This is a genomic window from Prolixibacter sp. SD074 (genome assembly GCF_009617895.1).
GTDB lineage: Bacteria > Bacteroidota > Bacteroidia > Bacteroidales > Prolixibacteraceae > Prolixibacter.
The window spans coordinates 1,828,741-1,853,720 of the sequence record NZ_BLAW01000001.1; the positions used below are offsets into that span (position 1 = coordinate 1,828,741).

Below are 24,980 nucleotides of genomic sequence, written 5' to 3' on the forward strand. Positions count from 1 at the left end.
TTTGAAAACAGCCCCCGCCTAAGGCAGGGGGTTGTTTCTAAATACTACCTGTTCAATCTGCCAATTTCTTAGCGAAGTAGGTTTTATGTACCAGATCATAAAAGATGATCAGGCCTCCTAATATCATTAAACCATCGGGTAAAGTACGGAACCACATCCAGTCCTTCAGCGGTTCGACAGCGCTGTGCAGACGGGTATAAAAATATCCCAGGTCATGCGCGATACGGGTCTGCTCCATACCGATAATATAGGTTGGTAGTGCAAAGAGCAGCGCTCCAATGGTCAAAATCCAAAAGCCGTACCGGCTCGTTTTTTCATTCCATTCCAACCCGTTGGCCAGTGAATTGGCCCTTGATGTCATATACAGGAAGGCAATGGAAATGTATCCGAATGCCCCCAACAGGGCCACATGGGCGTGAGGCATGATAAGATAGGTTCCATGTGAATAGTAACTAATCGTGGGCGTATTGATAACCATCCCCAGGAATCCGGCACCAATCCAGTTCAGAATGGCCGAACCAGCGATCCACATGAACGGGATTGAAAAATCATTCTTCTCTCCACTCAACCGCTTTTCCCGGTAGTTCTTCATCGCTTCTACAATCATCAATGCCAGGGGTAGTGGCTCCAGCGCTGAGAAGATACCACCAATGGCGATCCAGTACTCGTCAAGGCCCTGCCAAAAATAGTGGTGACCTACTCCCAGCGTGCCGCTTAGACTGATGAGGAACAATTCGAAGAACATCACTTTCACAGCTGTCTTTTGCGCAATCAAGCCCAACGAAACCGTGAAAAAGGCAATAACTCCCGCAGCAAAAAGTTCGAAGGTTAACTCCACCCACAGGTGAATCACCCACCAACGGTAATAATCGTCAACCGTATAGTTGGGGATGATTTTATGTACCGGCATCATTCCGGCTATGTACAGGGTGGCAATGGCAAATGAAGCCCAGATAATGGTGCTGACAATCGGGTTATTGGTAGCTGCTTTCCGGATCAACGAGACAATCAGCAAAAACCAGAAAACCAAACCAACCACCAATCCAATATCCCAAACACGGGCCAGGTTAATCAGTTCCCGCCCTTCGTTGCCGAGCCAGAACCAGCTATCCCGCATCTGCCCGGTTGCTCCCATGTACAAACCAATCACACTCCCCACTGTGACAATCAGCAAAGCTGCCCAAAGCACATCAACCAGCCAGGGATATTTATGATCCTTGTTCGCCACCCAGGGTGCAATCAGTAAACCCCCGACTAACCATCCTACCGCCACCCACAGGATTGCTAATTGGGTATGTATCGAGCGTAAAACATTAAAAGGCAATATGCTTTGCGGAATGAGAAAATCTTTTGTTGGCTCGGTATACAGGTGAGCCAGGTAACCGCCGATAACCATCTGAATGACAAACAGACCAGCCACAATTGGTATGTATTTCAATAATTTTCGTTGTGACTTAAAGAGGTGCTTAATCTTAATCGCCGACTGAAGATCTTCCGGGTGATCTTTTTTGAAGAGATATTCATAGGACAAGAAAATCACAACAATGGTCAGCGACCAAAGAATCAGAAATTCCCATAAAGACACTTTGTGTGAATTAAAATCTGTATCCTGATCCAGCAAAGGTTCCGGTGGCCAGTTATTCGACCAGGTTCGTTCCGTACCCGGGCGAAGAGAGCTGGCGACCAGCTGCGTCCAGTCAACGAAATCGGCGATCTTTTCCGCTTCATCCTCCCTGATAACACCACCGGTAAATGCCCGGCTGGAGTCTCCTTTCACCAGCAGCGTTGTCAGATACTTCACATTGGCTTTAAAGGCCATGGCAGATGCATCGGTGTAGGTCGTGATGTCTTTGTGTAAATGGGTTTGTCCCTTTACATCCTGCTTCACCCGCTCTTTAACAGCTCCTTTTTCAATCGCAGTTAGTTCCTTACTCGATTTTCCATACAGCTCATGCGCATAATAATTGTAGAGAAATTCGGTGCGGAAATGTAAAAAATCGGTCGAGAAATCGGGCCCCATATAAGCTCCCATCCCCAGTAAGGTTCCCCAATCGGTGAGGTCAAACTCCTGAAAGTAACCTTTTCCGGCTACCACATCATCATACGTGTAAAGTACTTCTCCGTTTTCTGACTTCACTTGTTGTGGAATCGGAGGAATCTCCTTTTGCAGGTTGGCCGTAAAGTAAATCAACATCGTTACCATAACCAGGGCAATGATCCAGAAAGCAGTGTACAGCCCTTTCCGACTCATGAATTTGTCCAGTAGTGTTTCTTTCATTATGAGAAAATTAAGTTAGATTTTAATACTACTTCCATATAGTATTTTAAATTAAAAAAAATCAAAACTTCATGATGTGCTTATCTTTCACGATATCCGCCAGGGTGGTTGTCTTTAGAAATTGAACTGTATCCGTTTTAATATCGTTCCACCTATCATGTAAAGCACAGGGGTTTTCGTTGGAACACTCTTCAAACCCCAACACACATCCGGTGTACTTACTGATATCTTCGACAGCGCTAATTATTTCAAACAGATACAAATCTTTATATGGTTTATCGATTTCATAACCCCCTTCTCGCCCCTGAATCGACTTCACCAGTCCCCGCTTGACCAGCTTTGTCATCAATCCCCGCAGATACTTGTCTGAGATGTGTAGTTGTTCAACCAAGTGTTTGGCCGAAATCAACCGTTCATCCTGTAAAGCCATGTAACTAAGAATGCGGATGGAATAACGTGATGTGCTGGTTAAATTCATACAAATAAAAATTCATCATTTTCACGATGGGACAAATATAAATATTCTACTGACAAATACTACATGTATGTAGTATTTTAATTAATTGGCATCTCAAACTTCAAAGTTTTGTTGTCAATATACATCGTATATCATACCCTATCAACAATATTCTACAGCTTAATTCTCCACCTGAAAACTTTAAAATATATATGATACCTCCTTGCTTCCTTGCATTCAGTCAAGTAAATGACAATACTTAATCTCTATAATAAAATGATCCTCAAAGCATTTTATTAAATAACCATCCATCAGAACTTACTCTAAAAAGAACGGATTTATATAAAGAGAACTTGTGGAACCCGATGATGTGTAAACTTATTAGCAAGATTCTCTGAGTTTTTTTTATTGGATCCCGTTAAACACTTGAGTGTTCCTTCTGTACTGCAAAATTTTTGGTAGACTTATCTAATTTCTTATCAACTATTTGAATCAAAAGATACTCTGTTATGTAGTGTTTTATTTCTTGTCAACTACTAAATTTAATTAAATGGTTTATTTTTTTAGTCAAAGTATTTGGTATGTAAAAAAAATAATCTACTTTTGACCATACAGTTAAATCAAATAGTAAAGAATCATGACAAGCGAATCAACAGAAAAAAAAATACTGGATGCTGCTCGGGACGTTTTCGTTAGAAAGGGAATGGATGGCGCCAGAATGCAGGAAATAGCAGATGAAGCAGGGATTAATAAGTCATTGCTTCATTATTACTTTCGTTCGAAACAAAAGTTGTTTGAGGCCATTTTTCAAGAAGCATTTGGGCTTTTAATTCCGGAGTTGATGAAGATATTCAAGGAAGAAGGCCCTTTGCTGGATAAGATTGATCGGATTGTCGACCGGTATATTACCGTGATTGGTGGCAATCCTTTTTTGCCTCAGTTCTTAATTGGCGAAATCAATCGCGATCCGGACAAATTTGTGAAGATAATCAGAGAAAGTGGAATCGATCCAAGATGGCTACAGAAGACGATTGACAAAGAGGTGGAAGCCGGAAATATCAATCCGATTAAAGCTGCAGATCTGTTTCCCAATATGATTGGTATGGTCATCATGCCTTTTGCCGGGCGTCCACTGTTTCAGACGATTTTTTTCAATGGTGACAGCAAGCAATATGATGTATATCTGGAAGAAAGACGGAAAACACTCACCTCTTTTATTAAGCAGGCTTTAACCAAGAACCCAAAATAAGTAGTTGTCATAATCTGTCGCCCTCATTACTCCGCTTAAGCGAGCATAAACGATACAGGAAAAAATCAAAAACATGTTTAAATGAGAGACGCAAAACAAAATTCCAGTTCGAAAAAAGGGAATCATCTGGTTTGTACCTTGTTCGGCCACGATTTTGATCCTATCAAAGCTTGTTCCAGCGAAGATGAATATTGTCATCGGTGTGGGAAAACGTGCGATGAGCATGACCGCTGGTTTGAATGGCGGTGGTGGTTGAAGTGGAAATTGTTACTACTGAGGCGGTGGGTGTGGAAGATGAATAGTCCGAGAGACAAATATACTTTTTGATTTGCCTATGGCAAAAAAGGAATCGGCCATTTCCTTTCATGCCGCGAGCAGGCAATCCATACCGGGAATAACGAATCCTGATTGAAAGATTGGAGTGCAGGGAAGAATCTGAAAAGGTTCGGAGCTAATATAGTTGTGTGTTGACAATAAATGGACAAACATTATCATATGAAACGATTATTAATCTTACTCATTTTACCGGTTCAGATGGCTTTTGGCCAGACCGGGCAGGTTACCCTTGAAGAGTGCTACAAGCAGGCTCGTGAGAATTATCCGAAGCTGAGTGATTTGGATAGGGAGCGGCAGATGAATCATCTAAAGGTAAAAAACCTGAATGCAAACTGGTTACCGACGGTGAATCTGAATGGTCAGGCTACTTATCAAAGTGATGTGACCAGCGTACCGGTATCCATTCCGGGAGTCAACATTTCTGCTCCCTCGAAGGACCAATACAAGGTATATATTGACTTGCATCAGAATATCTACGATGGAGGATTGACCAAAGCCCAAAAAGAGGTGGATGCGGCAAATCTGGCTACCGATAAGCAAAAACTGGAAGTGGAAATGTACTCGCTGAATGACCGGGTGAACCAACTATATTTCGGTATTATCCTGATGCAGAAAAGTCATCAGGTGTTGGAATTGAAGAAAAATAGCATTACCGAGCGTCTACGGGTACTCGAATCGGGATTTAAAAACGGTGTTGTACAGGCAAGAAATGTAGAAACGTTGCGCGCCGAAAAAATTCTTACCGACCAGCAAATTGAAGAAGTCGATGCAAACCGGGTGGCTGCGGTCAAATCATTGGCTGTATTGACCGGATTACCAGTTGATGGTAATACAAAATTCCAGGCTCCAGCCATTGTACAGGAAAATAAAGACTGGCAACGACCAGAACTGAAGCTCTATAACCAAATGGAAAATGGCATTGATAAAAGTGCCGACTTGATTGCTAAAACACGGAATCCGAAAGTTTTTGGTTTTGGCCAGGTGGGTTACGGTAAGCCAGGATTAAACATGCTTCAATCGGAATTCAATTCTTACTACTACGTTGGTGTGGGAGTTAAGTGGAACGTCTTTGACTGGAAACAGAGTCGCCGGAAACGCGAAGTGCTGGACATTCAAAAGCAGATGATTAATTCCTCCCGGGAAACCTTTAAGCAAAATGTTAACATGGCTTTGGTACAGTCTTCCCAAAATATTCAAAAACTGGAGTCATTGATTAGCACCGATGAGCAATTGGTCAGCATTCGCGACAAAGTAGCTGCCCAATCAGCCTCACAGCTTGAAAACGGAGTGATTACTTCTGCAGATTATGTCACCGATTTGAATGCTGAAATTCAGGCACGTATCAATCTGGAGTCGCGAAAAGTTCAATATCTACAAGCAGTTGTCAACTATAATACATTAACTGGAAATCTTTCAAATAACTGATAACGTCATGAAAAGTATAATGAAACGAAAATATCTTTTTGCTTTTGCTGCCGGCCTGATGCTGATGGGATGTAACCGAAATAACAAAATGTCAGATGCCTACGGAAACTTTGAAGTGGATGATGTGATCGTCTCATCCGAGGTAAGTGGAAAACTGCTTCAGTTCAATTTGAGCGAAGGCGATCAATTGAATACCGGAGTTCAGGTTGGTCTGGTGGACACCACCCAACTCTATCTTAAAAAAGAGCAACTTGAAGCACAAAAAACTTCCATTCAATCGAAGATGGCCAGCATTCAAACTCAAATTGCCGTCATTAAACAACAACGTGCCAATGTAGAAGTTGATAAGAACCGGGTAGCCAGAATGCTTGCTGACAGCGCTGCGACGCAAAAGCAGATGGATGATATCAACGGACAAATTGATGTATTCGATAAGCAGATTACTAACGTTCGTACACAGAAAGTTTCTTTGAGTAAGGAAATTGATGTGGTGAATGCACAGATTGCTCAAGTAGAAGATCAATTGGGTAAATGTCATATCACCGCACCAATTTCTGGAACTGTACTGGAGAAATATAAGGAGATGGGTGAGCTGGTAACACCCGGACAATCGCTCTTCAAGATTGCTGATCTATCATACCTGAATCTCAAAATTTATATCAGCGGAGCCCAGTTGACACATATAAAGTTGGGACAAAAAGTGACCGTGCTTATCGACAATTCGAAAACATCTGATACAAAATTGACCGGAATCATAACCTGGATTTCATCGGAAGCCGAGTTTACTCCCAAAATTATTCAAACCAAGGAAGAACGGGTAAAACTGGTCTATGCTGTGAAAGTGAAGGTGCCGAACGATGGCAGTCTGAAGGTCGGTATGCCTGGCGAGGTCCGATTCAACCAGACGAACTAAAAAAAGAAAAACCGGAAGTATCCACGAGCCTGCAGGTCTTTATCATATTCTCAAAATAACCATGAGAAAGGGAAGTTGGTGACAACCAACTTCCCTCAAATAAAAGCAAAGGTTACCTAGGCTGTCCGGGAGTTACAAATCATTAAAGACTGAAAAAATGATGATATCAGTCAAAAACATCGAAAAGAGCTACGGTGAGGTAAAAGCGCTACATGGCGTTTCTCTCGATGTGAATGAAGGAGAGCTGTTTGGCTTGATTGGTCCGGACGGTGCCGGAAAAACATCGCTGATACGGATATTGGTCACTTTGCTGAAACCCGATACGGGAAGTGCGACGGTAAATCAACTCGATGTGGTGGACGATTTCAGAAAACTGAGAAAGGAGATCGGCTATATGCCGGGGCGTTTCTCACTGTATCCCGATTTATCCGTTGAGGAGAACATGACCTTTTTTGCAACGGTTTTTGGGACAACCATCGAGGAGAACTACCACCTGGTGAAGGACATTTACCAACAAATCGAACCCTTCAAGGATCGGTTAGCGGGAAGGTTGTCCGGCGGAATGAAGCAGAAACTGGCGCTATCCTGCGCTTTAATTCATGCCCCAAAGGTGTTGATACTTGATGAACCTACGACTGGAGTAGACGCAGTTTCCCGGAAGGAGTTCTGGGAAATGCTGAAACGGTTGCAGAAAATGGGCATCACCATTCTGGTTTCAACGCCCTACATGGACGAAGCCAATTTATGCGACCGGGTAGCACTGATACAGGACGGCAATATTCTGACTATCGATACACCGGATAGAGTAACGCAGAATAATGAAAGCATTATTTGGGCGGTCCGTACTAACAATATGTATTTATGTATTCGTGATCTGAAAAGGCATCCTGGTATAAAATCGGTTTTTGGATTTGGAGAGTTCCTCCATGTTACACTTAAAGATATGGCGATTTCTCCTACTGCGTTGGAAGAATATCTAGAACAGCGCTGTCACACAAATATTGTTGTTAACCCGATAAAACCAGGTATCGAGGATGTATTTATGGACCTGATGCAAAAACATGATAGCTGATATGGAACAAAATAATACAGTCATTCGGGTACGCGATTTGGTGAAAAAGTTCGGACAGTTTGTGGCTGATGATCACCTGAGTTTCGATGTCTACAAAGGCGAAATCTTTGGCTTTCTGGGAGCCAACGGTGCTGGTAAAACCACGGCTATCCGAATGTTGTGCGGACTGTTAGAGCCTACATCAGGAGAGTTGACCGTCGCAGGTTTGGATGGTTTCAAGCAGCGAGAGGAAATTAAACGCAGGATCGGTTACATGTCCCAGAAGTTTTCTCTGTACGAAGATTTGACAGTGAATGAAAATATCCGGCTGTTTGCCGGAATTTACGGCATTCCAACCCGTGTCCGAAAGGAAAAAACAGAAGAATTGCTGGAAAAGCTGGAACTCGGCTCAGCACGCAGGAAACTGGTGCGTGATTTACCACTGGGCTGGAAGCAGAAACTGGCTTTTTCGTTAGCCATCATACATGATCCATCCATTGTCTTTCTAGATGAACCTTCCGGAGGTGTTGACCCGGTGACCCGCCGCCGCTTCTGGGATTTGATTTACGAAGCAGCGCACGAAGGGATCACTGTATTTGTGACGACTCACTACATGGATGAAGCTGAATATTGCGACCGGGTAGCCATCATGTCGGCTGGAAAAATCGTTGCGCTCGATACGCCGGAGGCGCTGAAAAAGGAATGGGATGCCACTAACATGGACGGTGTATTCCTGAAACTGGCCCGCTCGAATGAATAAATTTTGATTCATAAATTGTAAGACACAAAAGACATGAAACAATTACGCGGATTTATACGAAAAGAGTTCCATCATATTTTTCGCGATTCACGTACAATGCTAATTTTATTTGGTATCCCAATTGTACAGCTTCTGTTGTTCGGTTATGTAATTACCACCGAGATCAAAGATGCGCGAATTGCGATACTGGATAAATCGAACGATGAAGTGACTCGCGAAATCACGCACAAATTACTGTCGTCAGGCTACTTCAAGCTTGATGCGATGCTGGATAATGAAGGACAGATTGATAATATCTTCCGACAAGGAAACATCAAGGAGGTGGTGGTATTTGAGCAAAATTTCGGGAAAAAGCTCGAACGTGACGGGCAGGCGGATGTCCAAGTGATTGCGGATGCATCGGATCCAAATACGGCACAGTTGCTTTCCAACTATACCAACGCCATTATGCAGGACTATCTGCAAAAAAAGTTTATTAATTACCATATTCCTTATGAGGTCAAGTCTCAGGTGCGGATGCTATTCAACGAAAGTTTGATGGGTGCTTTTACATACGTTCCTGGAACGATGGCGCTGATTTTAATTCTAATTTCTGCCATGATGACATCAATTACCATCGTGCGCGAAAAGGAAATGGGGACAATGGAGATACTGCTGGTGTCTCCATTAAAATCACACCATATCATAATAGGTAAGGTAGCGCCGTATCTGGTACTATCCATATTAAATGCGCTAATTATTATCGGCATGGGTTACCTTATTTTCGGAGTCCCGGTAAGAGGAGGTCTCGTCTTACTCATGTTCGTGGTAATTATATATATTCTCTTAGCTCTTTCCTTGGGAATCCTAATATCTACCATGTCTGACAGTCAGGTAAAGGCTATGTTTGTTTCAGTAATGATACTAATGTTACCTACAATATTATTGTCAGGGTTTATTTATCCTATTGATAATATGCCAGTCGCTCTACAGGTATTTTCAAATATCATGCCCGCTCGTTGGTTTATTGAGGCTGTAAAGGCGGTGATGCTGAAAGGTGTTGGAGCTGGCTATATATGGAAGCAGTTGCTGATAATGACAGGAATGACAGCAGTTTTTCTTGTTATCAGCATGAAGAAATTCAAACTACGGCTGGAGTAAGAAACTGAATTTAAAGAGAAAGGAAGATAGAATAAACATGAAATTTGTAACACAAAACGTATGAAAATATTAAGATATCTTCTTCAAAAGGAATTCATTCAGATCATACGAAATAAAACGATGTGGCCAATCATCTTTTTAATGCCGATTATTCAGATGGTTATATTGGTGAATGCAGCCACGCTGGAATTAAAGAAGTCGGATGTGTATGTGGTCGATCAGGATATGAGCGACGCTTCGCGGCAGCTGGTGGACGAACTGAAAGGAAATCCGTTTTTCCAAATAACGTCAATGACGAATAGTGACCATGCTGCCGACCAACAGTTGTTAAATGGAAAGGCGGGAGTAGTTCTTGATATTCCTCAGAATTTTGAAAAGGACCTGAGACGTAATAATCGAGCATCACTGCAGCTACGTGTGGATGCTATAAATGGATTGGCCGCAGAATTGACATGGTCATACATGAACTCGGTGATTGTCGACTTTAATAATCAAATAAGGACGTCGTGGTTGGGAATCTCCAGGTTTGATCCGCCTCAGAAAATAGAAGTTTCGCAGAGATACTGGTATAATCCGAGTTTAGTCTATTCCTTCTTTATGGCACCCGGAGTATTAGTTATTCTTGTTACTCTAGTTGGAATGTTTCTGGCGGCAGTTAATCTGGTCCGGGAAAAGGAAATTGGAACGATGGAACAACTCAATGTGACTCCCATCAGGAAATATCAATTCATTGCAGCCAAAATGATTCCTTTTTTAGCAATCGCATTGCTGGACCTCTCGTTTGGCCTGCTAATTGCTAAGATTGTATTTAACATGCCATTTGAGGGAAATTTACTGGTGCTTTACGGATTCACCACGGTATTTTTGTTAGGCGTACTGGGATTAGGATTATTTATTTCAGTAGTTTCAGAGACGCAGCAACAGGTGTTTTTTGTGAGTTATTTCTTCCTCCTCATCTTCATTCTAATGAGTGGATTATTTACCCCAGTGGAAAGTATGCCAAATTGGGCGCAATGGCTGGACCATCTGAATCCTATGTATTACATGATGAAAGTTATCCGGAATGTGGTGTTGAAAGGCTCTGGATTCTTTGACTTGAAGTACGAATTTCTTTCCATGCTGGGTTATGGCGTAGTGATGTTTTCACTGGCAGTAATGCGGTACAGGAAAACAGTGTAAATAAATACTATACCTTCATATGTTTCGAACGCCTTCCGGCGGATGAGTTGCTTCAGTGGTTTGTTCCCGGAAGGTTTTTTTTGATTTAGTAGTCAAAGAAAAGTTAGCAAACAAAGTATTTCACCTTGTCGCGAATTGTCTACATTACATCAGATTCTTAACTTTCTTAACAACATACATAAATCAAATAACTATAATAGTTAAACCAAATCTCAGTTGAATCAATTGTTAAAGTATGGAAAACCGTTGTTCAAGCCGATAAGGTTACATATTCTTTTTGTCATTTTTTTCTCGAAGCTTTCAAATTAAGAATTGTACCTAAGTTTGTGACCGGTAACTGTTAGGTAGTCTGTTAAGTTCTTGTAATTTATTAGGAAAGCGGAGATCATTAGGTGGTTGTTTAATTAATTAAGGAACTAGTTTTAGGCAGCTTTATTCTCCGCTTTCTTTAACGGAGTCCCATTGGGTGTAGTTCTCAAAGCTCAGTTTATAACCTACATAACTCTACCTTTCATTTAGTTAATCTAAATATAAATTACAGTCTTGCATTATGTTATGAGCACACATATGAAACAATAAGGAATTCACAGCTGTTTCTGGTTAACAAAATCAATTAACGATTATGGATACTTTTCAGGTAAAAGGCACGCCTAAACGGGGCTTACTCGGGACCACCCTGGGTTTCTTCTTCGGCTTCGCAGCCGTATCGCTCTATGGTCCTACCGCCGTCAATTTTAAAGAAGCAATGGGAATCAGCTCCACACTCCTGGGACTGCTGGTAGCAATTCCTTCACTTTCCGGTTCGTTACTGCGCATTCCTTTCGGGGCGTGGGTTGATACAACAGGAGGAAAGAAGCCATTTTTTATCCTCCTCTTGTTATCAGTCATCGGTTTGGGAGGAGTCACCCTGTTGCTGCACTTTAGCTATCCAAACCATATGCAGGGTATGTATGGCCTGATTTTATTCTTTGGATTCCTTAGCGGTTGTGGTATTGCCACCTTTTCGGTAGGAATTGGACAAACCTCCTATTGGTATCCTCAGAAGAAACAAGGTAAAGCGTTAGGCACTTATGCCGGTTTAGGAAACCTGGCACCTGGTATTTTCTCGCTCATCCTGCCGTTATACCTTGCGCACTATGGTTTCATATCGGCTTACTTTGCCTGGTTTATTTTCCTTTTTATTGGTCTTTTGATTTATGCTAAGCTGGGCGTAAATGCCTATTATTTTCAGTTTCGTGATGCCAAAATGAGTGTTGTCGAAAGTAAGGAGGAAGCCAAAAAGCTCGGACAGGAAATTTTTCCCTCCGGAGGAGTCAAAGACAGCTTGATTAATTCTGCAAAAGTGAAAAATACCTGGGCACTAGTCGTGCTCTATTTTACCACCTTCGGCGGATTTATTGCCCTCACGGCCTGGTTTCCCACGTATTGGAACCAGTTTCAGGGATTCAGTGGAGTGAAAGCTGGTCTGTTTACCGCTATTTTTTCGTTGCTGGCTTCCCTGCTCAGGGTACCGGGTGGTTCATTTGCCGATAAGACCGGTGGTGAACGAATGAGCCTGCTGGCCATGGTCCTGGTTTTGCTCTCTGCTATCGTACTTTCAATCACGCAAAGTTCAGTCATCGGAATACTCGCAGCTATAGTATTAGCTGCCGGTATGGGTTTCAACAATGCTGCTGTTTTTAAACTGGTTCCTCATTATGTCCCTAAATCGGTAGGGGGTGCTGCCGGTTGGGTTGGTGGCCTCGGCGCTTTTGGCGGATTTGTAATTCCTCCGGTCATGGGAGCTATAGCGGATAGCTATGGAAAAATTGGTTATGCACGCGGTTTCTTTGTTTTTGTTCTTTTAGCTGCCATCAATATGTTTATTATTTACAGGTTGCTAAAAAGTAAACCCGTTGCGGAAAGTTAGAATGAAGACTATTTTCAAACCTGAAAATCATTGGCATGAGTTTATTAAACCGGCTTTTCTATTTTAGCAGGGTGGCAGAAAAAACCACGGACCGACACATCGTTACAACAGAACGAAACCGCGACAGCGAACAATTCTACCGGAACAGATGGCAGTACGACAAGATTGTCCGTTCCACTCACGGAGTGAACTGCACAGGCTCCTGTTCATGGAAGGTATTTGTAAAGAACGGTTTGGTGACTTGGGAAATCCAGCAAACCGATTACCCCGAAACCCGTCCCGACCTTCCGAACCACGAACCGCGCGGTTGCCCGCGGGGAGCCAGCTATTCATGGTACCTCTACAGTGCCAACCGCGTAAAACACCCTATGGTGCGCGGGACGCTAATCGATGCTTACCGGAAAGCCAAACAGAACTGCAGTGACCCGGTCGAAGCCTGGCAAACCGTAATGGAAGACGCAGTTATCTCGAAAAAATACAAGGCCGAACGTGGCCTTGGTGGATTTGTCAGAGCAGGCTGGGAAGAGGTCAATGAAATCATCGCTGCCGCTAATATTTACACCATCAAAAAATTTGGCCCCGACAGGATAGCAGGATTCTCACCCATCCCGGCCATGTCGATGGTTTCTTATGCTGCTGGTACCCGGTACCTGAGCCTTATCGGTGGTTCCGTTTTGAGCTTCTACGACTTTTATTGCGATTTGCCCCCCGCATCACCGCAAACGTGGGGTGAACAAACCGACGTACCGGAAAGTGCCGACTGGTACAACTCATCTTTCCTCATGCTCTGGGGCTCCAACGTGCCCGTGACCCGGACACCCGATTCTCCGTTTTTTACCCAGGTACGTTATAAAGGGACCAAAACGGTGGTGATTGCTCCTGACTTCAACGACGCAGCCAAGTTTTCCGACCTGTGGATGAAACCAAAACAGGGAACGGATGCGGCCCTGGGAATGGCTATGGGGCATGTAATACTCAAGGAATTCTTTCTGGAGCAAAAAACAGCCTATTTTGATGAGTATGTGCGACAATATTCCGACCTCCCCTTTCTGGTAAAACTGGAGAAGCACGAAAAGGGTTATGTCGCCGGCGCATTGCTACGGGCCTCCGACTTTGCCGATAAGCTGAATGTCGATAAATCTCCTGAATGGAAACCGGTACTTCGGGATGAAAGTTCCGGTGAATTATCGGTACCGAATGGAACCATCGGTTCGCGATGGGATAAGAGCCAGAAATGGAACCTGGAAATGAAGGATGCCCGCACCGGGAAGGATATTCAGCCGCTCCTCTCTGTATTAGAGAAACATGACGAAATAATTGATGTGGCATTTCCATACTTTGGCGGGCCAACCTATAAACATCAACACTTCAATGCATCGGAGCATGACGATATTATTTCGCACAAAATTCCGGTACAAAGAATCCACACCAATGAGGGAGAATCCTGGTGTTGCACCGTCTTCGATCTGATGGTGGCCAATTATGGCCTCGACCGTGGATTGAATGACCACAATGCAGCGAAAAGCTACGACGAGAATCTTCCGTATACACCATTATGGCAGGAGCAAATAACCGGCGTTCCCAAAGAACAGGTGATTACTGTCGCCCGCCAGTTTGCCGAAAATGCAGCAAAAACTAGAGGACGGTCGATGATCATCATCGGAGCAGGTGTCAACCACTGGTTCCATACCGATATGATCTACCGGAGCGCTATCAATATGCTCGTCTTCTGTGGATGTGTGGGGCAATCTGGTGGTGGTTGGTCGCACTATGTTGGACAAGAGAAGTTAAGGCCGCAAACCGGTTGGTTACCGCTGGCTTTCGGTCTCGACTGGAACCGGCCTCCCCGCCATATGAATACAACCTCCTATTTTTATCTTCACAGCGACCAGTGGCGTTACGAAAAAGTGCAGCTGGATGAATTACTCTCTCCCCTGGCTGACCAAAAGCTTTGGAAAAACCTAACCATGGTAGACTGTAACGTGAAGGCCGAACGAATGGGATGGTTACCTTCTTCACCGCAGCTAAATGCTAATCCGGTAAAACTGGCTGGTGAAGCGGAAAAAGCCGGGAAGAAGCCGGAAGATTATGCCCTGGAGAAACTAAAAAGTGGTGAAATACATTTTGCTTCGGAGGACCCGGATAATCCGGTTAACTTTCCCCGTAACCTGTTTGTTTGGCGCTCCAACCTGCTGGGCTCAAGTGCCAAAGGAATGGAGTATTTCATGAAACACCTGCTGGGTGCCCAAAACGGTGTTTTAGGAAAGGATCTGAAGGCCACCGGGCAACCGTTACCATCCGAAGTAAACTGGCACGATCAGGCGCCCGAAGGTAAACTGGATTTGCTCGTTACAGCCGATTTCCGCATGTCCACAACTGCTCTTCATTCCGATATTTTGCTGTCAGCTGCCTCCTGGTACGAAAAGAACGATCTGAGTACGTCTGATATGCATCCTTTCATTCATCCTTTTCATCAGGCCGTTGATCCGGTATGGGAATCGCGTTCAGATTGGGATATATACAAGGGACTGGCTAAAAAGTTCTCCGAACTTTCCATCGGTCATTTGGGTAACGAAAAAGATGTAGTTCTCTTGCCGTTGCAACATGATTCTCCCATGGAAATGTCCGAAACGACAGACGCCAGCGATTGGAAACATGACGGGAAAGAGCCAAAACCCGGGCTTAATATGCCCAAAATCATCACCGTAGAACGCAACTATCCGGAAACATACAATCGCTTTACCTCTTTGGGTCCACTCATGAAGAGTGCCGGAAACGGGGCGAAAGGTATTAGCTGGAATACGGAAGAGGAAGTTGAGTTTTTGAAACAATTGAATCACACTGTTTCAGAGGAGACGGGTGCTCAAGGGTTGCCACAAATCAGGACGGATATTCAGGCTGCAGAAGTAATTCTGAGCCTGGCACCGGAGACCAATGGCAACGTTGCTGTAAAAGCGTGGAAAGCATTGGAAAAAGTAACTGGCCGAAATCACCACGCATTGGCTGCAAGCCGCGCCGACGAAAAAATAAGGTATCATGATATCCTGGCTCAACCCCGGAAGATCATCACTTCCCCAATTTGGAGCGGAATCGATTCGGAGGAGGTTTCTTACAATGCTGGCTACACCAATGTCCATGAGCTGATTCCGTGGCGTACCCTTACAGGTAGGCAAACGCTTTATCAGGACCACCCGTGGATGAGAGCCTACGGTGAAAACCTGGTTTGCTATAAACCACCCATTCAGACGAAATCGGTGGAAAGAATCCTTCAAAAACTACCATCAGACGGAAATTACCTGGTCATTAACATGATGACCCCTCACAACAAATGGACGATCCACTCCTCATGGTCTGATAACCTCCTGATGCTTACCTTGGGGAGAGGTGGTCCGGTGGTATGGATGAGTGAGAAGGACGCCGAAAAAATTAAGCTTGTAGATAACGACTGGGTGGAAATCTTCAACCAGAATGGTGCGTCGGTAACGAGAGTGATTGTATCACAACGCATTCCGGAGGGGGCTCTGGTCTATTACCATAACCAGGAGCGGACCGTCAACATGCCGGTCAGTCAGGAAACTGGCAACCGCGGTGGTGTACACAATTCCCTCGAACGGTTGAGCCTAAAGCCAACCCACATGATAGGCGGATATGCACAACTGGCTTATGGTTTTAATTATTACGGAACCATCGGTTCGAACCGCGATGAAATTGTGGTAATACGTAAATTGGAGAAGGTAGAATGGAAAGATGAGGAAACCGGCTGATAATAACAAAGTAAATTACTGATTATGAGAATTCGTGCTCAGATAGGAATGGTGTTAAACCTGGACAAATGTATCGGTTGCCACACGTGCTCCGTTACTTGCAAAAACATATGGACCACTCGCCAGGGAATGGAATATGCCTGGTTCAATAATGTGGAAACCAAACCTGGAACAGGCTACCCGACCGATTGGGAAAATCAGGATCACTACCAGGGTGGATGGAAGCTGGATAAAGGTGCGCTGCGTCCCCGGATGGGTACCAAAGCAGGGATTATGAAAGGAATATTTGCTAATCCTCATCTGCCGCAAATTGACGATTATTACGAACCTTTTACGTTTAACTACTCCGTCCTGCACAAACAGGCCAAATTCAAAACACCTCCGTCGGCTCGGCCATATTCGATGATAACCGGTAAGTTGATGGATAAGATTGAGAAGGGCCCCAATTGGGAGGATAACCTGGGTGGAACTTTTGCCAAACGCAGCCAGGACCGGAATTTCGAACAGGTACAAAAAGAAATTCTCAGGGAATTTGAAAATGCATTCATGCTCTATCTTCCTCGTCTTTGTGAGCACTGCCTGAATCCTACCTGCGTAGCTGCCTGTCCATCAGGGGCTATATACAAACGGGAAGAGGACGGGATAGTTCTGATCGACCAGGATGCCTGTCGTGGTTGGCGCGAATGTGTCAGTGCCTGTCCATATAAGAAAGTCTATTTCAACTGGCAGAGTAAGAAATCGGAAAAATGCACACTCTGCTTTCCAAAAATAGAAAATGGCGAACCAACAATCTGTTCCGAATCCTGTGTCGGGAGAATAAGGTATCTGGGCGTTATGCTTTACGATCAGGACCAAATCAAAGCGCTGGCTTCCACCCCTGATGCAGAAGATTTATATGAAGCCCAGTTAAAAATCTTTCTTGACCCACACGACCCCGAAGTTATCAAAGAGGCCAGGAAACAGGGGATGACAGAAAACTATCTAAAAGCAGCTGCTGCATCGCCCGTGTATAAAATGGTGATGGATTGGAAAATAGCGCTACCTCTACACCCTGAATTCCGCACCTTACCCATGGTCTGGTATATACCTCCTTTGTCACCCGTTCAAACAGCCGTTGACAGCGGAGAACTGGGGATTAACGGAATTTTACCCGATGTTGAGTCCCTCCGTATTCCGGTTAAATACCTGGCCAATCTTTTTACAGGCGGTAAAGAAAAACCGGTTACCACCGTACTGAAGAAGATGTTGGCCATGAGAGCATGGATGCGGGCCAAATCATTGGAAGATTCTCCCAACCCAGATATTCTGCCGGTAGCTGGCCTCTCTGAAACACAAGTCAGTGAAATGTACCGTTATCTGGCACTAGCGGACTATAAAGACCGTTATGTTCTTCCAACCCGTATGGTTAAACCAAATGAAGATGCCTACCGGGAGAAAGCCGAAAAAGGATTTGATGCAAATAATTCAAACCGTCCGCGAACCAACTTATTCGGAGGAATATAGCCATGATAAAAACTTATAAAATACTATCTCTGCTACTCTCATATCCTCAAAAGGAGTTGAAGAATTTCCTGCCGGATTGCCTGATGCTCCTCAGACAGGAGGAATTATTGAGGGATGAACAGATGAAAGGCATACAGAATTTTATCGATGTCTTTTCGAACGAGGAATTAACGAAATGGCAGGCACACTATGTTCAGCTTTTCGATTATTCCCGGTCGGTTTCCCTGCATCTTTTTGAACATGTCCATGGTGACTCGAGAGACCGTGGACAGGCGATGGTGGATTTGATACGTTTTTACGAGGAGGCAGGCCTGGAATGGAAAACAAACGAATTGCCCGATTACCTGCCCGCATTCCTGGAATTCATTTCGCTTTCCTCTTCAACACAGGTGGCCGCTGAAATTCTCTCTGAACCGATCACCATCATCGGCAAGGTTTACCAAAAACTGCAGGAAAAGGAGAATACTTATCAATATATTTTCAGCGCTATTATTTCACTCTCCGCCAAACAACCGGAAATGGACAAGATCAGTTCCCTCACAGAGGCGGAAAAGCCGATGGATTTGGATAAAGAATACAGTGAAGACCCCATCCGTTTTGGCGGAGATAATGGTTGCTCAACCTGTCATTAAAACATTTGGATCATGGAAAATTACATCAATAACTTTCTATTTACTTACCTGCCACATATTGCAATGGCCGTCTTCTGGTTTGGTCTCATCACACGCATTGTGAAAACATCCCGGACTATTCAGGCTAAGTCAAGCCAATTCCTGGCCGGAGATGGATTAAAATGGGGCAGCAACCTTTTTCATTATGGCATTGTCCTGGTGTTCATCGGTCATTTTACAGGCCTCTTCACCCCCGAAAAGTTGTACCATCTGGTCATGACGACCGCTACCAAGCGAGTCTTGGCCGTATCTCTAGGGGCTGTTTTTGGAACCCTTACTTTCATTGGAATCATCATCCTAATCATCAGACGGTTTCGGAATGAACGAATTCGGCTAAACAGCAACCCGCAAGACTATTTTATTATTTTTCTGCTGTTGGTAGAAGTGGGATTAGGCCTGGCTTCCATGGCTACTACTGCCACCTCTTCGGTGGAAAATTATGCGGCGCTGGGCGAATGGGCACAAAAAATTATCACCTTTCAGCCTGATGCCGGCGCGGTCATTGCCGGCCATAGCTTAATTTACAAACTACACATTGTAGTCGGGCTATTCATCTTCATCATATTTCCTTACACTAAATTAATGCACATAATGGTTTTACCTGTAGCCTACTTCTTTCGTTCAGGATACCAGTTGGTGCGAAGAAGATGAGAAACGGGTAAATAGAACTGTTGTTAAACAAACAACTTCCGGTGGATTCACTCGTTACGAATATGACTTAAAATCGAATGCCCGATGGCTTCCGGTCTGTATGCCGAAAGGTCATAAACAGATATATCCGCTCCGTTTAACCTGCTGATAAATTCGTCCGCATATCGCGTTCTTGTCGTCAATAAAAGATGACACTGATTCTTTTGAACCAATTGATTTAGGCTATCAGACCACCCGCTGTCTTTCAGCTCCAATTGACCAACTTCATCAATAACAACAAGGTCGCATTCAGAACCGTCTGTTAGCAAACTGTTTGTTCCCATACGTAGTCCATTCGGATGAATGTAATACCGGCCAATTTGTTCAAATTGAGGTTCTCCGGTTAATCGAAGAAAAATTTCACGTTCTCCGCTTTTGATGTCTACGATATCATAGCCAATCGTTTCATCATCATTCAATACTCTATCAGAATAGATACCATTGACAGAAACTCCTTTCTGCCGAAGCAGGTTAATGATTTCACGGGCATATCCGGTTTTTCCTTGTCCCCGTTCTCCACTTAAAATGAATATTTGGGGATGAACAAGCTTTTGCTTCTTCATTTCGGCTAAACGGCCTTCAATCCCGGAAAGGAGTTGAACGAAAAAAGTCATCGGTTTACGAAAGAAAGACTGAACATTGGGCAAATTAGCCACCGCCGAAGGCAAACTTTCAAAGGAAAGCTCCAGGGCCATCGACAGTTTCTCAAAAGACCTTCTTTTGAAAAACGCCCGAATTTTAGGATGATATAATTCCGTTCCCAGTACCGAAAATCCCATGATGATGACCACCGCTCTGAAATTCATTTGTAAGCCGATAAGCAGTCTCTCACCTATGCTGGAATCACCGTTAAAAACTAATGCAACAAGCATGGTGATCAAAACAAAATATACCCAGAATTTGGGGCTGGCTATCTGTCTGAAGGCCCTTTTATATCGAATGGACCAGATCGTTCCAATGAGAATAATTGCGATACTCCATATTTGCCAAGGGGAAAAACTGAGCAGAAGAAAGGAACCAACCAGGAGAATAAGATCTACAAACAGCCAGATGAGCGAATAATCAAAGTTGCCTCGTTGCTGGTTTTGCCCGGAAGATAACGTAGAAGAGCTTCTTCCGGGTCGGTACAAGTCTTGTTCATTCCGTAGCTTCCGTCCAATTTTTATTCCCAAAAAACCATAAAATATTCCGAGAAGAATATATACACCAGAGAAAATTAACACAGGCATCCAAATCGTTTGGAAATGGATCTGCATTTCTTTTTCAGCCATCTGGACGAGATGAGTGTAAAGCTCAACGATATGAAAACCATAAAAGATGATGAGGTTGATGATGCGCTGAATCAGATTCCATAAAACAGCCAGTACCGCACCGGCCAAATATCCGGCTATGGTGCGTCCCAAAAGCAACGTGGAAAACTCAAGTAGTACTGATTCGGCAAAAATGGCGATCATCGGCCCAAAAATAACAGCACTTGGTGATAAAGTCTTCAAAATGGCCGTTATCAAACCGGCCCGCCAAAACAAACCCTTTTCATTCCATAGATAGCTCACCGAAATCAATACAATCAATCCAATTCCGGTAAGTAGCGTTCCACTAAAAGGAATTCGCAGGTTATGCAGAAAACTACCAAATACAATCTCGAACGAAGCCCAAATGGTCCCAATCACTGAGGCCTTTATCCATTTATCGTGGTTTCTCAAGTTCTTATGTGTTTAAATGTTTTGCCATCAGGTATATAAATAGAAGAGAATCATCAGAGAATAGTTGGCGTTAAGATAAAAAATCACTTACCAATACCTTATTCTTCACAACATAATTTTCTAACAGTTTCAATCTTGCAACTGGAATCCGAATATACTATTTGGTAGATAATATTAGATTCACTAAAAACTAAAATTTCCTTAGCGTTCTTAAATATTTCTCATCTATCAGACTTAACTTCTGCAATGGCCATGGCGTATTCACTTAAGTTTTTTACAAGAAACTATTTTGGGAATAATATTTCGCGAATGAAGATTTTTTGAATTTCAATTCTTTTGCCTGTTAGTTAATATTCACTAACTTTGTTCGAGCAGAACATACTTAGGTGTAATGATGGCAAATAGCACTATATAAGTGGATCTGAGTAAATCTTTGGTAATATTAAATTGTAAAATCAAAATTCGCTGGAAATGGAAATCGACAATAACAATATTATTGATACAGCGGGAAGAATCATCTATGAATCTGGTATATATTCTTTGTCGGTCGACAACTTAGCTCGAAAACTGAATGTAGGGAAAGACTCCCTTTCTTCACTATTCAAGAATGATGATGATATTCTGTTTTCATTATTCCTAAAACTGGAATCTGATATAAACCAATTAATCATTCGAAGTAAACTTCAAAATGATGCGCCGGACGCTGAACTTGAATATTTGTTTAAGGAGTTGAACAAATTATTCAGTCGGAAACCATACTACTTAACAATAATTTTTTCCGATGAATTATTAGAAGATAATTTTAGTGCGCGAGATGTTTTACATCGCATTAAGAAGTCTGCAAGAGATTATTTGCAAGAGATTATTGAAAAGGGGAAAAGAAGAAGCATATTCAAGTCAAGACGAAAGAACCGATCCTTAGTAAATATAATTTTGGGCGGTTTTCGTTTGCAAATGAACGAACAAAGACTTATGAATAAAATGACCAAGGAATCTATGCGAATAGATGACGAGAAAGAAGACAAAGTACAAGGTGAAAATCCAACTAAGCAATAAAATACATTGACGAGATGATACGAATGATTAGCGCTTATTTTATTCTGACTCTCTTTTTTACTGGTTTATCAGAGTTCTCTGTACCAGTAGTAACATACAGTTCACTAAAAGTAGAAGTCAGTAATTTACGGAACGATAAGGGTGATGTAATTTTCTTACTATATAAGAAGGGAGCTTCATTCCCGGATAAAGAGTTAAGAAATAGTTTCAAAAAAGAAACAGGTGTTATTAAGAAAGATAGTGCCATCGCTTTTTTTAGCAATATTCCTCCAGGGGTTTATGCGGTAACTGTCGTTCATGATGAAAATGACGATCAGAGTTTTAATAAAGGTTTTCTGTTGCCTAAAGAAGGAATCGGATTCTCAAATTACCAATCAATAGGTTTAACGAATAGACCGCAATTCAGCAGAGCTTCCTTCCGAATAAGTAAAGATACCTGCATTCATATAAAAATGATATATATGAAGTAAGCTGGAACTATAGTTGTATAGAATATACTTTGAAAGTAATATTTATTGTAGTTTCTTTTAAGCACGATGATAAGTAAGAAAAATAATCAGAAGGAAATCAATATCCAAAAACGATTTCTAAGACCTTACCTGTTTTGGTTATTGAACAAACTATTAGTGAATCTAGTCGCTTGGAACTTATTCTTCTGTATATTTATTTTTTTGACTTTTTTAGCGGCGCCAGGTATTCTGAACAAGGGGGCAAAAATCTTTCAACTGATGTATCAGAGTAGTCTTGTGATGTTAGGGATGGCGTCGATTATAGCCTTTGGAACATGGTTAATCGAAGATGTTCTGTTTTACAGATACTTTTCTAAATTGAGCCTCGGGGTACTGTTCCTTATAAGGATTGTTTCAGTAGTTGTATTAATGTTACTCATATTTCTTACTATATCGGTTTTTCATTATCAGATAAATCTTTCTAACAATACGGTAGACCATATTTACTTATTTAAATCGTACTTTTTTAATAATGGAACCATCTATCTATTCTCGACCGGTATCTTCATCTCAACAATGATCAATACGTTAAAGACTATCCGACAAAATGTGGGATACAAGGTATTTCTCCGAATCGTTTCTGGGTACTACCGGACTCCAAGAGAGGAAAGTCGAATTATTATGTTTATTGATTTAATCTCATCTACAAAATATGCCGAAATGCTCGGCCACCGTAAATATAGTGCGTTCTTGCAGAAATGTTTTAGTCTACTGGGTATGTTAGAAATAAAATATCAAGCAATGCAGTACCAGATAGTAGGTGATGAAGTGGTGTTGAGTTGGTCGGCAAATAAATTAAAGAACTATCGGAATGCAGTAGATTTTTATTACGAGTTTATATTTGAATTACTCAAACTCTCTGCTCTTTTTTCACAGGATTTTGGAATCATTCCCCAATTTAGCGCTTCAATTAATTCCGGTAAAATAATGGTAGCAGAAGTGGGAACCATTAAGAGCGAAATTGCATTTCATGGTGATATTTTGAATACGGCAGCCAGAATTCAGAAGCAGTGTAAAAATTACAACAGAAAGCTTTTGGTCACTCGTTCGTTTGTTGAGGCATTTAAAACAGATGCATCGGATTATAGAATAGAATGGGTTGCCAACGACAGGCTCATAGGTAAAAAGAACCCGGTGGAGATTTATGCCATTGAACCTAAATAAATGATAGATAGAAGGTGTATCGAAATATCTTATTTGAATGTTAAATTAACTATGAGAAAGGTTATGGCCGCAAGTATAAAACCATACATAAAAACATTGTAGGCGATGCGCAGTAATTTGTACTTGCGAAACAAAGATTTTCCAAGATAATACTGATCTTTAATCATCGAAGAGTAGAGGTAGTCATAATCATGCATCATCTCTTTCACGGACTTATCGTAACTGGCAAAAGTGAGCTGTGAAAAGTTACCGAAGAAAAGCAGATTTACTTCCCTCTGCTTCAAGCTCGTTTCGTTGTACTTCGGCGAGCTTAGTTTCGGTCGGCATGAAAGGATGGCAAAAATCATTGATAGTAAACTGAAAATAAAAAGAATAATTACAGGAAAGGTTAATACTCCACCTAGGAAAGACTGCTTGGAAGCAACTAAGGCAGAGACAGATACCAATATGGAATTGATTGATATTAAGATATTGGCCTTTTTGTCAGCAATTGCAGTCAAACGCATCTGGTTATTGGCGGTTATCCTGAACATGGTTTCAATACCTTTCGTGGTCGTTCTTTCTTTTATTGTATCCTCTTTCACCTCTTTCTGACGAAGTTTGGAAGTCAGCTCTCGTACCTTCGCAATATTGATCTCTTTCATCGATTGAAACTGTCGTTTTGCATAACGCGTATAAAATTGATGATTTTCCAGGAAATCAAGAGTTTTCATCCAATATTCAAGTGCTGAAATATCAACATTGTTACAGGAGATAAGTTCCTTTCGGAGCTTTTTTGACAGAGAAAGAAAATGTTCCGAGCCTATATGGGATGAATCAGCGTCTCGAATGACTTTTTCTGGCAAACTTTCAGGCATTGCGTCTCTTTTAGTTGCCGCGATGCATCTTTGGGTCAGATTCTGTATTTCTACATTGACTGGATTATCTTCAAAAAAAGAACAAACGATAGTAATGCTTGCTTCTTCGTGATTATCGGGTTGAGTCATATAACCCACATCGTGAAACCATGCGGCTATCAATACAGCCTTCATTTCAGCATTGCTTAATTGCTCTTCTTCGCCAATAAGTTCCGACTGCCTTACTACGTCAATTGTGTGTGTGAGATTGTGAAAGGACAATTTGGGATTAACTTCTCTCCCAAAAAAATCAATAACAAACGACTTTGCTTTTTCTGTAATATCCATATAGAAGGCTTTTCTTAATTGAAAATAGTAAATTGACTT

At 42.4% G+C, this 24,980-nt stretch carries 19 protein-coding genes; 15 read left to right on the top strand and 4 right to left on the bottom strand.

The window, feature by feature from the left end:
• Nucleotides 1-52: 52 nt before the first annotated feature.
• Nucleotides 53-2,278, bottom strand: coding sequence for a cbb3-type cytochrome c oxidase subunit I (locus tag GJU82_RS08090; RefSeq protein WP_153631684.1), 2,226 nt, complete (start codon nt 2,276-2,278; stop codon nt 53-55).
• 61 nt (nt 2,279-2,339) lie between these two features.
• On the bottom strand, nt 2,340-2,756 hold the full coding sequence (locus GJU82_RS08095) for an Rrf2 family transcriptional regulator (RefSeq protein ID WP_153631685.1): 417 nt from the start codon (nt 2,754-2,756) through the stop codon (nt 2,340-2,342).
• Between the two features lie 616 nt (nt 2,757-3,372).
• Here GJU82_RS08095 and GJU82_RS08100 point away from each other — a divergent pair.
• From GJU82_RS08100 to narI, 12 genes are all read left to right on the top strand, one after another.
• A complete protein-coding gene (locus GJU82_RS08100) occupies nt 3,373-3,984 on the top strand; it encodes a TetR/AcrR family transcriptional regulator (RefSeq protein WP_153631686.1) in 612 nt (203 codons plus the stop codon).
• Nucleotides 3,985-4,479: 495 nt separating this feature from the next.
• Complete coding sequence (locus GJU82_RS08105; RefSeq protein WP_194831004.1) at nt 4,480-5,745, top strand: TolC family protein; 1,266 nt, start codon at nt 4,480-4,482, stop codon at nt 5,743-5,745.
• 7 nt (nt 5,746-5,752) lie between these two features.
• The gene (locus GJU82_RS08110; RefSeq protein WP_228488628.1) at nt 5,753-6,658 is read left to right on the top strand and encodes an HlyD family secretion protein; all 906 of its coding nucleotides are present in this window, start codon (nt 5,753-5,755) and stop codon (nt 6,656-6,658) included.
• Between the two features lie 157 nt (nt 6,659-6,815).
• On the top strand, nt 6,816-7,730 hold the full coding sequence (locus tag GJU82_RS08115; protein WP_153631688.1) for an ABC transporter ATP-binding protein: 915 nt from the start codon (nt 6,816-6,818) through the stop codon (nt 7,728-7,730).
• Nucleotide 7,731: 1 nt separating this feature from the next.
• Nucleotides 7,732-8,469: an ABC transporter ATP-binding protein gene (locus tag GJU82_RS08120; protein ID WP_194831005.1), complete on the top strand. Its 738-nt coding sequence runs from the start codon at nt 7,732-7,734 to the stop codon at nt 8,467-8,469.
• A 33-nt stretch (nt 8,470-8,502) separates the two neighbouring features.
• Nucleotides 8,503-9,609: an ABC transporter permease gene (locus tag GJU82_RS08125; protein ID WP_153631690.1), complete on the top strand. Its 1,107-nt coding sequence runs from the start codon at nt 8,503-8,505 to the stop codon at nt 9,607-9,609.
• Nucleotides 9,610-9,669: 60 nt separating this feature from the next.
• Nucleotides 9,670-10,788, top strand: a complete 1,119-nt coding sequence (locus GJU82_RS08130; protein WP_153631691.1) for an ABC transporter permease — start codon at nt 9,670-9,672, stop codon at nt 10,786-10,788.
• A gap of 622 nt (nt 10,789-11,410) precedes the next feature.
• Entirely contained in the window at nt 11,411-12,697 is a 1,287-nt protein-coding gene (locus GJU82_RS08135; RefSeq protein WP_153631692.1) for a nitrate/nitrite transporter, read from the top strand.
• A gap of 35 nt (nt 12,698-12,732) precedes the next feature.
• Nucleotides 12,733-16,461: a nitrate reductase subunit alpha gene (locus tag GJU82_RS08140; protein WP_153631693.1), complete on the top strand. Its 3,729-nt coding sequence runs from the start codon at nt 12,733-12,735 to the stop codon at nt 16,459-16,461.
• Between the two features lie 24 nt (nt 16,462-16,485).
• Nucleotides 16,486-17,964, top strand: a complete 1,479-nt coding sequence (gene narH / locus GJU82_RS08145) for a nitrate reductase subunit beta (protein ID WP_153631694.1) — start codon at nt 16,486-16,488, stop codon at nt 17,962-17,964.
• 2 nt (nt 17,965-17,966) lie between these two features.
• On the top strand, nt 17,967-18,596 hold the full coding sequence (gene narJ / locus GJU82_RS08150) for a nitrate reductase molybdenum cofactor assembly chaperone (RefSeq protein WP_153631695.1): 630 nt from the start codon (nt 17,967-17,969) through the stop codon (nt 18,594-18,596).
• Nucleotides 18,597-18,608: 12 nt separating this feature from the next.
• Complete coding sequence (gene narI, locus GJU82_RS08155) at nt 18,609-19,286, top strand: respiratory nitrate reductase subunit gamma (protein WP_153631696.1); 678 nt, start codon at nt 18,609-18,611, stop codon at nt 19,284-19,286.
• 47 nt (nt 19,287-19,333) lie between these two features.
• Here narI and GJU82_RS08160 read toward each other — a convergent pair whose 3' ends face one another.
• A complete protein-coding gene (locus tag GJU82_RS08160; RefSeq protein ID WP_153631697.1) occupies nt 19,334-21,028 on the bottom strand; it encodes a nucleoside-triphosphatase in 1,695 nt (564 codons plus the stop codon).
• 471 nt (nt 21,029-21,499) lie between these two features.
• Here GJU82_RS08160 and GJU82_RS08165 point away from each other — a divergent pair, with 471 nt between their 5' ends.
• The 3 genes from GJU82_RS08165 to GJU82_RS17175 all read left to right on the top strand — a co-directional run bounded on the left by GJU82_RS08165 (nt 21,500) and on the right by GJU82_RS17175 (nt 23,757).
• A complete protein-coding gene (locus tag GJU82_RS08165) occupies nt 21,500-22,084 on the top strand; it encodes a TetR/AcrR family transcriptional regulator (protein ID WP_153631698.1) in 585 nt (194 codons plus the stop codon).
• A 14-nt stretch (nt 22,085-22,098) separates the two neighbouring features.
• Nucleotides 22,099-22,554 carry a DUF2141 domain-containing protein gene (locus GJU82_RS08170; protein ID WP_153631699.1) on the top strand — a complete coding sequence of 152 codons (456 nt, stop codon included), beginning with the start codon at nt 22,099-22,101 and terminating at the stop codon, nt 22,552-22,554.
• A 660-nt stretch (nt 22,555-23,214) separates the two neighbouring features.
• The gene (locus GJU82_RS17175) at nt 23,215-23,757 is read left to right on the top strand and encodes an adenylate/guanylate cyclase domain-containing protein (protein WP_194831006.1); all 543 of its coding nucleotides are present in this window, start codon (nt 23,215-23,217) and stop codon (nt 23,755-23,757) included.
• A 29-nt stretch (nt 23,758-23,786) separates the two neighbouring features.
• Here GJU82_RS17175 and GJU82_RS08180 read toward each other — a convergent pair whose 3' ends face one another.
• Entirely contained in the window at nt 23,787-24,941 is a 1,155-nt protein-coding gene (locus GJU82_RS08180; RefSeq protein ID WP_153631701.1) for a Pycsar system effector family protein, read from the bottom strand.
• Between the last annotated feature and the right edge of the window lie 39 nt (nt 24,942-24,980).